This is a genomic window from Flavobacterium sp. (assembly GCF_031409475.1).
Lineage (GTDB): Bacteria > Bacteroidota > Bacteroidia > Flavobacteriales > Flavobacteriaceae > Flavobacterium.
Genome location: NZ_JANNXH010000046.1, coordinates 24,705 through 37,643, shown reverse-complemented (window position 1 = coordinate 37,643; position 12,939 = coordinate 24,705). Strand labels below are relative to the sequence as shown.

General features: G+C 33.8%; 11 protein-coding genes. All 11 read right to left on the bottom strand.

Annotation, left to right across the window (positions count from 1 at the left end):
* Positions 1-281 precede the first annotated feature (281 nt).
* Complete coding sequence (locus RMO53_RS09015) at positions 282-1,553, bottom strand: DUF418 domain-containing protein (protein WP_310379836.1); 1,272 nt, start codon at positions 1,551-1,553, stop codon at positions 282-284.
* Positions 1,540-2,877 carry an APC family permease gene (locus RMO53_RS09010; protein ID WP_310379835.1) on the bottom strand — a complete coding sequence of 446 codons (1,338 nt, stop codon included), beginning with the start codon at positions 2,875-2,877 and terminating at the stop codon, positions 1,540-1,542. Before RMO53_RS09010 ends, RMO53_RS09015 begins: the two co-directional genes overlap by 14 nt.
* A 74-nt stretch (positions 2,878-2,951) precedes the next feature.
* On the bottom strand, positions 2,952-4,124 hold the full coding sequence (locus RMO53_RS09005; protein ID WP_310379834.1) for a heparan-alpha-glucosaminide N-acetyltransferase domain-containing protein: 1,173 nt from the start codon (positions 4,122-4,124) through the stop codon (positions 2,952-2,954).
* A gap of 78 nt (positions 4,125-4,202) precedes the next feature.
* Complete coding sequence (locus tag RMO53_RS09000; RefSeq protein WP_310379832.1) at positions 4,203-5,234, bottom strand: SMP-30/gluconolactonase/LRE family protein; 1,032 nt, start codon at positions 5,232-5,234, stop codon at positions 4,203-4,205.
* 55 nt (positions 5,235-5,289) lie between these two features.
* Entirely contained in the window at positions 5,290-5,415 is a 126-nt protein-coding gene (locus tag RMO53_RS08995) for a hypothetical protein (RefSeq protein ID WP_310379829.1), read from the bottom strand.
* Entirely contained in the window at positions 5,412-6,029 is a 618-nt protein-coding gene (locus tag RMO53_RS14460; protein WP_409024829.1) for a DUF2306 domain-containing protein, read from the bottom strand. The genes RMO53_RS08995 and RMO53_RS14460 overlap by 4 nt, the downstream gene beginning before the upstream one ends.
* A 104-nt stretch (positions 6,030-6,133) precedes the next feature.
* Entirely contained in the window at positions 6,134-7,306 is a 1,173-nt protein-coding gene (locus RMO53_RS08990; RefSeq protein ID WP_310379827.1) for a heparan-alpha-glucosaminide N-acetyltransferase domain-containing protein, read from the bottom strand.
* Between the two features lie 168 nt (positions 7,307-7,474).
* Positions 7,475-8,686, bottom strand: coding sequence for a DUF418 domain-containing protein (locus RMO53_RS08985; protein ID WP_310379825.1), 1,212 nt, complete (start codon positions 8,684-8,686; stop codon positions 7,475-7,477).
* A 17-nt stretch (positions 8,687-8,703) separates the two neighbouring features.
* A complete protein-coding gene (locus RMO53_RS08980) occupies positions 8,704-10,134 on the bottom strand; it encodes an MBOAT family O-acyltransferase (protein WP_310379824.1) in 1,431 nt (476 codons plus the stop codon).
* A gap of 7 nt (positions 10,135-10,141) precedes the next feature.
* Positions 10,142-11,197 (bottom strand): hypothetical protein, encoded by a 1,056-nt coding sequence (locus RMO53_RS08975; RefSeq protein ID WP_310379822.1) that lies wholly within the window; start codon positions 11,195-11,197, stop codon positions 10,142-10,144.
* Between the two features lie 107 nt (positions 11,198-11,304).
* Entirely contained in the window at positions 11,305-12,810 is a 1,506-nt protein-coding gene (locus tag RMO53_RS08970) for a YfcC family protein (RefSeq protein WP_310379820.1), read from the bottom strand.
* Positions 12,811-12,939 lie beyond the last annotated feature (129 nt).

Below are 12,939 nucleotides of genomic sequence, written 5' to 3'. Positions count from 1 at the left end.
TTTTATTTAGATAGTTGTTATAATTTAACCCGTTGGGTGTAATTAGTTTTTAATGATAATTTTACGTCTCCCGAAGCTTCGGGACGAGTGATTTTCTCCCGAAGCTTCGGGAAGAAAATCGTCCTTCGGCTAGCTCAGGATGACAGAACTAGAAAAATTTCGTTAAAAACGATTCTCGATACCTGCCTGTGGCAGACAGGCATTTTTTGTTCCGTTTTACTCCCGAAGCTTCGGGACAAAAAACACTCGAATAGACGTTTTTAATAATTGCACCCAACGGGTTATAATTTAGTCTTTTCATTGTAATTTTTTAATTTTAACATGGGTTGCTTTTTGGCGTAAGTCAGACTTCGCCATACCCATTCTATGGGTCCAAAATTAAAATACTTGAGCCAAATTGTACTTCCAATGATTTGAACGATCCAAATAAAAAATCCAAATAGGGTATAATATACCGTTCCAATTTGTCCCATATAACCCATTCCTGCTCCAAGGAAAACAAAATTTCCTATTAGTGAATGAAAGATATAATTAGTAAATGCCATTTTGCCAACAGGGGAAATAAGTAATAATACTTTGTGACCAATAGTGGTTTGAAAACTCATCATTAATAAGCCAACATAAGCCAATGCTAATGGAACTACTCCAATTGCATAAAAAATAGTTTCAAACCAACCATTTATTTTTAAATCGAAATAATCATCCTCAAAATTTGACATATAAAACGCCAATTGATAATTTGCTGGTAATCCAATGAGTAATCCTAGACCTATAACCCAATAGATTATTTTTTTGTTTTGCTGTACGTTTTTGTAAAAATCAGTCCGTCCAATTAAATATCCAATCAGGAACATGCCCAATACTTTTGGAATTCTACTCACAAATAATAAATAGCCGTAGCGATAAAAGAAACCAGCCATATTCCTTTTGAGATGATCAAACCAGCCAGCGTGTTGCATAAATTCCATTCGTTTGACTTTACCGTCAATTTCTGTTAGTTGTTCTCGTATGGTATTACCAGTTTGATATAATATTTGGGTAGGAAAAGTCAGCACCGGAAATAACATTTTTAACCCATACAATACTATTGGTGATAAAATGAGAAGCACACTTGTAATAAGTATTGTTTTATTTGAAAATTTCCGAAAAAGTAATAAAATGAAACCTATTAAAGCATAAAAGAAAACGATATCTCCCATCCAAATAAGTAGGTGCATTGCCCCAAGTAATAACATGAAGTACAGTCTCCTTCTAATTGTAGAAACCGGATTTACACCAATTTCAGCTCCTCTTTTTAACTGTAAAGCAATTCCCCAACCAAATAATAAACTGAAAATAGTATAGAATTTCCCTTCGATAAACATATGGTGCAAAAACGTCATGGTGTTATCCCAACCTTCCAAAATCCATGCACTTGAAATTTTAGCGCTTTCATCAAAAAAACTAAAGCTTCCTAAATTTGCAATGAATATTCCAAGGATGGCAAATCCTCGCAACGCATCTAAAAATATTTCGCGTTCATGAGTTTTAATTGGGGTGTTATTTGTTGTCATTACTACTCTTTTTGTTATTAGACTTTATCCATAAAAACAAAGGATATGAAAGTGCTGTGATAATGCAAATGGTTACAAAACTTTTTTGGTCACTGTAAGCAAACCCACAAAACAGCACAATTGAAAACAATAGCATCACTATAGAAGTATAAGGATAACCCCAAGATTTGTGTGGTCTTGGCAAATCAGGTTCTGAGATTCGGAGTTTAATTAAGGCGCAATACACCAAACCCCAAACAATAACTGCCATAAATGTTCCTAATAAAAACAGCACTTCAAACGAACCAATTAGAATCAAAAATAAAGTAAAAGTAGCAGAAATTAAAAGTGCCACAATTGGAGTTCCTCCTTTGTTTACTGTAGTCCCTTTTTGAATAAAAAAGCCATCCCGACTTAATCCAAATAAAATTCTAGAAGGGATCATCATAAAAGCATTCAGAATACTTATTAACGAAAATATAGCGATAATAGTTACAATGATGGCGCCATTTTCTCCAAACACAACTTTGGCAACATCCGAAGCGGCTAATGGCGAATTGGCTAATGAAGCTATTGGCATTACATATAAAAATGCCATATTAATAAGTACATAAATCAACATGACAATTATAGCACCAGTATACAATGATTTCGGAATGTTTTTACTTGGATTTTCGTCTTCTTCGGCAAAAAAACTTCCTGCATACCAACCATCGTAAGTACCTAAAACCATTTGAAGGGATTTGAAAAAACCAATGATTCCTCCAATTTGTAAAGCTGTAGCGTTTTTTTCAATAGGATTTATTTTCACACCACTATACATAAAACAGGCTACAATCAATGCTACAAATAAAACCACTTTGATAACACTCGTTATTTGTTGCATTATACTTCCGTTTTTTATACCGCTAGAATGAAGGATGGTAAAAGCAATTAAAAAGGCAATAGCGATAACAGTAGTTTGGTTTTCCAAATTTGGAAATAAAATAACTAGGTATTCACTTATTACGATACAGAAAAAAGCAGGTGCAATAGCATTGGCAATGTAATCAAACCATCCCGTTACAAAACCCGCGTAATCTCCAAAAGCACGTTTGACATAATTGTAAGAACCTCCTGCTTTGGGTAGCATCGTAGCCAATTCGGCATACGAACCTACACCAATCAAGACGTATATTCCACCCAGAATCCAACACCCAATGATGAGCCAATAATTATCGAGCAATCCTGCGATGGCTCCAGGAGTTCGTAGAATACCAGCGCCAATAGTACTTCCTACCATAATGGCGATTCCAAAACTAAATCCGAGTGCTTTTTTTAATTGGTTGGGTTTTGTGTTTTTCATAGTGTTTGTTTTTGGCTAAAGTCAGTTTTTATTAACCCTAACAGGGTTTAAAACCCTGTTAGGGTTCTGTTGTTTTACAAATAACTCAACCACCATTTTTCTTTGTGTGATTGTTTATAATTATCGAATTTTTTACACAACGGATAAAGCAATACTATAACAATAATCCAAACGAGATACACCGTTATTAAATTAAATCCATACCCTTTCAAAGCTTCTACTCGTGTAATAAATTTAGGCAACACCAGAGCTTGCCAACCAAATCCTGTAAAATAGGCAGCAAAAGCGGCAAATAAATGTATCAGATAAATGTGAATGATATAATAGAAAAAAGGAACTCTCCCAAACACACAAAAGAAATCGACTACCTTACCTTTTAGTTTTTCAGCATTCGCTAAAAAGAGAAATGTTCCTCCTAATGTGATTAATAAATATAATAACGATGGCGGATATTTACTGATATTGAAAATTGACATTAGTGTTTTTGATGTATTGCCGTAATTAGTCCATTTCACCGGATCTCCATACGAATTGAGAGCAATAAGTATAAAAAAAAGTGCAAGACTGCCTAATCCTAAAGCATTTAATAGTCGCTTTCTTTTTTGAGCATCAAACGAACTATCGTAAAGTGAACCAAAACAATATCCCAACGACATCACGGCAATCCAAGGCAATAACGAGTAGGCAAAAATAACCGTATGTCCTTCTATAAATTCAAACTTTTGTCGTTCGTGAAGGATTGCCCAAAAGTAACTACCACCAAAATGGATGTTATCTAACAAATTGTGTCCAAAAATAATGACCAAACTAAACGCCAGAATTAGTTTTTTAGGAAGATGAATTAAACCCGCCAAAACAATCATACTGATACCTAAAGACCATATTACTTGCAAACCAATATGGGTGAAATTTAAATCGAATTTCCAGCCGAAATTGATGATTACAATTTCAATAAAAACCAACCAAAGTCCGCGTTTGAATAAAAAACTTGATAACTCATTCAAAGGTTTTCTTTTCCCAATCATAAAAGCCGAAGTTCCAGCCAAGAAACTAAAAGCCGGAGCACAAAAATGCGTTATAAAACGTGTCAAATAGATTGGCCATGTGGTTTGCTCAGGATCAGTAGCGTCAAAAAAGAAAGCCGAATAATGAAAATAATCTCTTACGTGGTCGAGCGCCATAATAACCATTACCAAACCTTTTAATAAGTCAATGGATTGTATTCTAGGTTTTGTAATTGTTGTCATAATTGATTTATTAGAATTATTTTGGTTGTGTAATTTGTCGCTATAGGATTGTATTTATTCCGAGTTTTATTTAAATTTTCACCGGAGTTTATATCGATACAGGCAACTCCCACCATTCTCAGAAGGAAGTTTTCCAGCAGTCCAGTACAGGTAGTCGCCATTGTCATCAATAGCTGTATTCGAAGTAAATTCTGGAGTTTGAATGTGAGCTAATAAAAGCCCTTTTGGAGAAAAAAACCAAACTCCACCGCAACCCGCAGCGATTATTACACCATCTTTAGAAACGGCCATTCCATCCCAAGCCTTTGAACCAAGTTTAGTTGAAGGAATCATATGATCATATACTTTCTGGATGTCAAAAAAGTTAACGGATTTAACTATATCCCCATTATTATCTAGTTCATAGCACAACAAACTTTGCCTATTAGTTACGTATAGGAATTTGTCATTTGGTGCTATTCCAATCCCATTAGGTCGGCTCAACGTGTCAATTAGTAGTTTTGCTTTTCCTTTTTCATATTTAAAAACCCCATTAAAGGACAACTCTTTTTCGGTATCTGAATCACCATCTTTCAACCCCAAAGGTGGGTCTGTAAAATAGATTATTCCCTTAGAGTTGATGGCAGCATCATTTGGACTGTTAAATTTCTTCCCTTCGTAATTTGTTATGAAGTCGGTTATTTTTTTATTCGATTTAGGATTAACTATTTTACCAATCTGTCTTTTTGTTTCATTAGTTACATTAACATTCCCCTGCATTAAAAGCAAATTACCATTCGCATCAAGCAATAATCCATTTGCATATCCAGAAGGCTCAAACCACAGGGAAAGCCCTTTCTTTTTATTCCAGAAATAAATTTTGTTTTCATTCATTTCAGTGAACAAAAGACCGTTTAAAGCTTTTACCCAAACTGGTCCTTCTAGAAATCTTTTGTCTGACACTATTTTTTCGATTTTGTTTTTACTTGAAAAATAATTTTCAAATTCCTTCGAAAAAACCAAAAGTTCAGGAAATGTGAGATTCTCTTTTTGCCTTACAGAAGCTATATCTTGAGCAAAAGCACTTTGCATACTGATACAAAAACAAATGATCGGTATTATTTTTTTCATTTTAAAAATTGTTTTTTAATAAAAATAAACTAGAGACTAAAGGTATATGTAAATTTTACAAATAACTCAACCACCATTTTTCTTTGTGGTTTTGCGAATACACCTCACAATTAACCTGTGCAATACTGCTTAAGGTTGTAGTGAAGAATATATTAATCAAAACAACTACTTTTTTATTCATACCCTTTGTTTTTTATCTTTTATTAACCAATAAAGATTGAAAAATAGCAACGGGATCAACCATACAAACACATCAGAAGCCAAATATGCCGTTGATTTATTTGGAAATAAATAATAGAATACGTCCATACAATAACCATCAATTACTCTCACGGTAACGAAATAAGCTGCACAGATAAAGCTACTGATCATCATTCTTTTGTGCAGCTTTATTTTTAGTTTTTTAATAAAATAAAATGCAATTATTATAAACAGCAGCCATAAACTGGTTACAATAAATTGCGATGGCCTGCAGTCAATACACCAGGTTCTGGGAATGATTATATACAAAGTTGTAATACAGAGTAGGGAGGAAAGAATATAAAGCTTACCAGTGATACGATGGAAGGAAATGTATTTATTGCGTATTGAGGGTGTGAATTGCAATATGGCGGTGCAATAAACAACAATGCCAGCAAAAATATGCAGCGCAAAAATGCTGTTGTCAAATGTAGTGTTGCTTCCCCAATGTTTTAAAGTATCATTAGTCAGGTATGCGTATTTCGGAATCAGTTTATATAAAAAGAACCCAAAGAAGGCGAGCCAAAAAAAGGCGATGGAAATTTTCTTTAGCATTTATTGTTTGTTTTGATTTATAAAATTTTTATTTTTTATTTTAACAACTCCGACAGAGTTCATCCCGAAACTTCGGGACTATCGGAGTTATAGTATTCACTTTTCTACAAATAACTCAACCACCATTTTTCTTTGTGGGCTTGTTTATAATTATCGAACTTTTTGCACAAAGGATACAGCAATACAATAACTCCAATCCAAACCACATAAACCACCCAAAGCGGATATCCAAAACCTTTTAATGCTGGCACTTCTGTCATCCAATCTTCTAAAATCATGCTCTGCCAACCAAATCCTGAAAGCTCGGCAAAAAGTAACGCAACAAGATGTATAAGATACAGATGCAAGATGTAATAAAAAAACGGAACTCGCCCAAAAGTGCTAAAAAAATCAACCACTTTGCCTTTTAATTTTTCGGCGTTTGCTAAGAATAAAAGAGCAGTTCCCAAAGTCATTAATAAATACAATAACGATGGCGGATATTTAGAAGGATTAAAAAATGAAATCAAATCTTTTGCTGTTGTTTCATAATCTTTATATAATACTGGATCACCATATACATTTGTAAACCTCAAAATAATAAATGCAACAATTGCAGAAATTCCTATAAGATTGAATAGTTTTTTTCTTTTATTACTATCATACGATGAATCATAAAAATTACCAAAATAATACCCTAACGCCATTACAGCAATCCAAGGAATTAAAGGATATCCAACTATAAGTTCAACTCGATCTGTTAGTTGGAAAATACCAAACTCGTGAACAATAGACCAAAGCAAATTGCCTTCGTAATGAACTGAATCTAAAAGATTGTGACCCAAAATGAGCAGTAAACTAAATCCTAAAATAAATTTTCGAGGAAGATGAATTAATCCAGACAAAACAATCATACTAATTCCTAATGACCAAATAGTTATTAAAAAGAGACTTCTAAAATAAATATCAAAAAACCAACCAAAATTAACAATAGTCAATTCGATAAAAACCAACCAAAGTCCACGTTTTAAAAGAAAACTAGACAATTCAGCTTTCGTTTTTCTTTTTCCAACCATAAACGCTGAAGTTCCTGCTAGGAAGCAAAATGTTGGCGCACAAAAATGCGTTATAAATCGGGTAAAGAAAATGGGCAACGTACTTTGATTTGGATCTGTTGGATCAAATATATAAGCTGAGTAATGAAAATAATCTCGAACGTGGTCGAGCGCCATAATAACCATTACTAAACCTTTTAGCAAGTCGATGGATTGAATTCTGGAATTTGTTAGTGTTGTCATGATTTAGTTTATTAATTATTTTGGCTAAAGCCATTTTGATTTGTATTTTTTACAACCAGTTTAAACCCGTTGCAATTGATGTTTTCATTTTAGTAACCCTAACAAGGGTTAAAACCCTGTTGGGTTGTAATGTTTTACAAATAAGGCAACCACCATTTTTATTTTTTATTATTTGTTATCCATAGCAATTGTTTTTTTAAATCCTGGTCTTTTTCCTGTATTTGCATAACGCCAAACCCATTCAAGCGGACCCATTTTAAAATAGGTAAGCCAATAGTATGACCAAGCCAACTGTAAGCCACAAAGTGTCAAGGCAATAAAAATGGAAATAGACGGTCCGATCTTTAAATACAAGCCAAAGCCCGATCCAAAAAAAACAACCCAGAGAAATACAGACTGCATGATATAATTAGTCAAAGTCATTCTTCCGGCTGGTGCAAGAATTGATAAAAAACGGTTCCAGCTTGGGCGCAGACTCAACAAGGTTAGCGTGCAAATATACCCCAGCGAAATTAGCAACACTGCAATGCTTACCAGAAAATCTTTAAAAGCATATATAATTATGTTTCCATTAATCCATTTATGCTCTAGAGCTGCATTCATAAAAAGGTTGCTTCCCTGAATAAAAAACCCCAAACCCAATCCCCAAAGTACAAATCGCTTCAACAATTTTGTATGCATTTCTGGATTTTGTAAATAATTTTGTCTGCCAACACATATACCAATAAGAAAAATTCCAGTAACCGGTACGAAATAATACAATAGGTAAAACAAATTATATCGAGATGTTGCATCGAAATTATTAATACGGAAATTCTCCCAGTATGAAGTTGACATAAAGGCTTTTTGAAAACTCAACAAATCTGGATAATCTCCAAATAAATTTATTTTATACACAATCGAAACAATAGTGGCAATAACAGGAACAATGATGTTTAGAAATAAACCCAAAATCAAAAGTGATTTAGATGACCATTTATAAACTAAAAGTAAAAATAAACCACCAGCAGCATAATAGCGTAGAATATCGGAGCCAAAAAGTAAGTGTCCATGCAATAAACCGAATGTCATAAGAATTGTCAATCTCCACAAAAAGGCACGTTTAAAAGGTTTTTTATGATGTTCCGCACTTTTGAGTTGGATAAAAAAGGATATTCCAAACATAAATGCAAATAGTGTTCGAGACTTATCCGTAAAGAAAAAATCGATTGTAGGACCAACTATGGCGTTTATTTCTGGAAATGGCATTAAAGCCTTTTGTTCTGGAGAAGCATAAAGCCAATGAAGGCCAACAGCAAAATGAACTATCAGAATGCCCATCAAAGCCATACCACGAAGGATGTCGATGGATTGTATTCTCGAATTTGTTAGTGTTGTCATAAAAAAAAAAAATTTTTTTAAAACTGAAAATAAATAAATGAGCTACCACTTTCTTGTGCCCAAATCAAGAATAAGATTAAAATTGACCAAACAATTCCTAACGACCACCACGACATTTTGTGCGCCACATCAAGCACTTTAGTATCGCGCATAAACCAGTGAAATAGTACAATTGCTGGAACAACAAAGGCTACTTTTAGAATAGCTAATGTGGTTAATAATGGATTGCCATCAGTTGCAATTCCGAACATGGATTGCAGCATTAACCATGATTTTCCAAAGGAATCCGCTCTGAAAAATACCCAAGTGATATTGATTAACATAAAGGTTAGTAAAGCATAGAAAAAACCAACCCATTGATTGTTTTGTTTAAGAGTATCATTAGTTTCAGTTCGTCTGTCTCTAAAGAATTTTTCTACCCACAAATACAATCCGTGCAATCCGCCCCAAACTACAAATGTCCAATTGGCGCCATGCCAAAGTCCGCCCAAAAGCATGGTTGCCATTAGTGCAAAATAGGTTCTAACTGCACCATTTCTGTTCCCACCAAGCGGAATGTATAAATAATCACGCAACCAACTGGATAGCGTAATGTGCCAACGTTTCCAGAAATCAGAGAAACCAATTGCTGCATACGGATAATTAAAATTTTGTGGCAACACAAACCCAAGACATAATGCCACACCAATGGCACAAGTAGAATAACCCGCAAAGTCAAGAAATATTTGACCCGAAAATGCCAAAACACCAATCCAAGAATCGAGTGTTGGCAAAATAGCAGCGGAATCAAAAACTGCATCTGCGGTTGCCGAAAGCATGCTATCTGCCAAAACTACTTTCATAAATAGTCCAAGTGATAGCAGTAAAAGTCCATCCATCATTTGTTTTCGTGATGCAATTCGAGGTGTTTCAAATTGTGGTACTAGTTGTGGCGGACGAACAATTGGTCCAGCGACAAGGTGTGGAAAAAACGTTACAAATAAAGAGAAATCGAGCATTGATTTTACCGGTTCGCTTCGTTTTTTGTACATATCAATCGTATAACAAAGTGTGGTGAAGGTGTAGAATGAAATCCCCGCTGGTAGAATAATATTAGGTGTTGCTGGATTATAATCAAAACCAATAACGTTACATAAATTCACGAAATTTTCGAGTAAAAATGTACCGTATTTAAAGAAAACCAACATTCCTAGATTGCCAATTAAACTCAAAACCAGCAATAGTTTTTTCTTATACTGATTTTCTTGAGTATACAAAGCGCGACCCACATAAAAATCGACAATGGTAGAAAGCCAAAGCAAGAGTATAAATGGAGGATTCCAAGCAGCATAAAAAATATAACTTGCTAATAACAGATTGACTTTTTTAACTCTCCAAGTGAAAGGCAAGTTGTGCAAGAATAGCATGATTATAAAAAAGACGATGAAAGTATAGGAGTTGAATACCATGATGAGACTATTTTAGTTGATTATTTTTAGGATTTGAAAGCTTCCAACCTTTGTCTTTTTCGAGAATTGTTATAAAATGTTGAGTGAAAATTTCAGCATCGGGTTGACTTAAATGCGAAAACTCTGGACAAATAAAATGGTCAATTGCTGGATAATCCAGAAAATGAATTCCCGGACAATTGGTGTAAGTAAGCAATTTATCCCAGTATTTTTCTCTAGGAAAAGCCTTTAATTCTCCTTGTAAATAACCACCACTTGATGGAGTTCGAACAAATAAAACTTCGCCACCACGAGATTTGATTTTGTCGGTTGCCGTTTTAACCGATTTGAATATGGCTGCCAATTCAGCTACAGGCATTGGTGGCGCACCTTTTCCTAGACTAGCAAAAAATGCCCAATTGGCTTTGACTTTGTTTTGTAAAGTAGTATTAGTCAAGAATTCTGGTGTCATGTACATTTGTCTTTCAAAAGTGTTGTGACTGAACTCAATAGGGAATAATGGCATTACAAATACACCTGGACGACTTGGAATTTCGAGCGCATCTAATTTAGCATTGAGTGAAAAGTAATCTTTATTTAGAAAAACAAATTGAGATTCTAATGGTTTGTTCAAGAAAAAACTCGCCCGTTGCGCTGGTGTTCTATCATGATAGTATTTTATGTTTTTGATTGGATTTTCCGTATTTGGTGGTGCATTTGAGAAAAACAAACCTTCGGTTACATCTACGATTAATCGTCCTTTAAAATTGGGATCATTGGCTAAATCTTCTAAAGCTGGTCGTGGTGAACTGCCTTCAATGGCTAATTCTACAGCATGAATATTAGTTATTGTTTCCCAAGTAGGAATGTCTAAATCAAATTTAATTCGAGAGGAACCAATAAAAACTACAGCATCATCAAAAGGTTCATAGACCATGGCTCTTTTATCTGACCATAACGCTGGACCATCATCATAACTAATAGGAATGCCTTTATTTCTCAAAGAAATTTCACAAAATGCAGTGGTTATCACTACAATAACTAGCATTAAAAGCGCCGATTTTAAAAGTGTTTTGTTTTCCATAAGTTTTTTATTTTGGTTTTCAATTTTTTTATTTTATTTTAAAGCATTTAAAATTAAGTATTTAACGCATTGGTTTTATATTGGCAGTAGTGTATTTTTTCTTTGCATTAATTAAACTTAATTCCTATCATTAAAAATACTGCACCTAGAATAAGTAAAACAATTACAAATGGCATAATAAACTTTATCCATGCCTTGTAACTAACATTTACCATAGTGAGTGCAGGAAATACTGAACCTGTTGGAGTAATTAAATACATGATTCCAATACCATATAAATAAGAATTGACAACTTCTCTGCCAGGAATGTTTAATAAAATTGCTAATGCTCCAATAATTGGCATGGTTAGCACTGCCATACCAGATGATGAACTAACAGGAATGCTAAAGAAAAAATAAAATAACATTATCAATATAATAAATAGCATTGGATAAAAATTCACCACCACATTAGATGCGTAATACAAAATAGAATCACTTACCATTCCTTCGTTCAATACGATGGTTACACCGCGAGCCAAACCTACTATGATCGCTACGGTAAGCAAGGATTCCATTCCCTTAGTAAATTCAGAAACAAATGACTTCTCATTCATTCCCTCGATGAGGGCAACTAAAATGGCAGAGCCTAAAAACAAAGCAGACATTTCTATACACCACCAATTAAAAAAAACGATTCCAACAATCATACTCATAAAAGTGAGAAAAAATAAAAGTAGAAACGCTTTTGTTTTTAATTCTAAGGTTATTGTTTCGTTTTTGGGTACTATATGTAAATCAAAAGAAGAGTTGACACTTCCATCTATTTTATAGACTAATGAAGCAGTTGGGTCTTTCTTTATCTTGTCTGCATACCGCAGTAAATACCAAATGTAAATGGCTGTAGAAATAAAAAAAAATAAAAGTCTTTCATAAAAACCATCCAACCAGTTAATGCCAAGTGTATTGCTTGCAATTATTGCAGAAAATGGATTTGAAAAACTGGCAATAAAACCAACCATAGTTCCACCAAAAACAATAGCCAAAGGCACAATCAAATCATAACCTGCTGCCAAAAAAACAGGCACTAAAATAGGATAAAACACAATGGCTTCAACATCCATTCCGTAGGAACCACCCAAAAATGAAAATATAAAAGTTAATATAATTATTAGCAGTCGTTCTCTGCCTTTCATGCTGTTTGCAAGGTATTTTACACCTGTCAGCATTGCCCCGGTTTTATTAAAAATTTGCATGAACCCACCAATGATTAAAATAAACAACACGATGTCAATACTATCTATAATCCCTTTTATTGGTGCTTTCAATACATCAATAATACCTTGTGGGTTTTTTGCACCTTGTTGGTAGGTATTCGGAATCGAAATGGGCTTTTTAATATCTCCCTTAATAAATTTTTCCAACGGTATTCTGATGAAAAGACTGTCTAATATTTTTTGTGTAAGGGGTAACGAAACTGTATTTGTTTTTGAGGTAATAACAAAAGCTTTATTATTTTCGCTTGTCAATTTGCTGTATTGTCCAGCAGGTAAAATCCATGTACTGATAGCTGCTAGAATGATGACTATCATCATAAGGGTAGTAGCTGTTGGTAGTTTAATTTTTTTTATCATTAAGTTTTTGTTATAATTTCGAATATATTTACTGCTCTTTTCTATTTTTAATTTAGGTAAATTTGTTTATAAAATGCTTAAAATTAATTATTTAATATTTCAATTTTAACAGTTGTTTAATTACTTATT

Excerpts from the sequence above, each read along its gene's own strand:
- RMO53_RS09015 (WP_310379836.1), bottom strand. The coding sequence starts at position 1,553 with ATGACAACAAATAACACCCCAATTAAAACTCATGAACGCGAAATATTT.
- RMO53_RS09010 (WP_310379835.1), bottom strand. The coding sequence starts at position 2,877 with ATGAAAAACACAAAACCCAACCAATTAAAAAAAGCACTCGGATTTAGT.
- RMO53_RS09005 (WP_310379834.1), bottom strand. The coding sequence starts at position 4,124 with ATGACAACAATTACAAAACCTAGAATACAATCCATTGACTTATTAAAA.
- RMO53_RS09000 (WP_310379832.1), bottom strand. The coding sequence starts at position 5,234 with ATGAAAAAAATAATACCGATCATTTGTTTTTGTATCAGTATGCAAAGT.
- RMO53_RS08995 (WP_310379829.1), bottom strand. The coding sequence starts at position 5,415 with ATGAATAAAAAAGTAGTTGTTTTGATTAATATATTCTTCACTACAACC.
- RMO53_RS14460 (WP_409024829.1), bottom strand. The coding sequence starts at position 6,029 with ATGCTAAAGAAAATTTCCATCGCCTTTTTTTGGCTCGCCTTCTTTGGG.
- RMO53_RS08990 (WP_310379827.1), bottom strand. The coding sequence starts at position 7,306 with ATGACAACACTAACAAATTCCAGAATTCAATCCATCGACTTGCTAAAA.
- RMO53_RS08985 (WP_310379825.1), bottom strand. The coding sequence starts at position 8,686 with ATGACAACACTAACAAATTCGAGAATACAATCCATCGACATCCTTCGT.
- RMO53_RS08980 (WP_310379824.1), bottom strand. The coding sequence starts at position 10,134 with ATGGTATTCAACTCCTATACTTTCATCGTCTTTTTTATAATCATGCTA.
- RMO53_RS08975 (WP_310379822.1), bottom strand. The coding sequence starts at position 11,197 with ATGGAAAACAAAACACTTTTAAAATCGGCGCTTTTAATGCTAGTTATT.
- RMO53_RS08970 (WP_310379820.1), bottom strand. The coding sequence starts at position 12,810 with ATGATAAAAAAAATTAAACTACCAACAGCTACTACCCTTATGATGATA.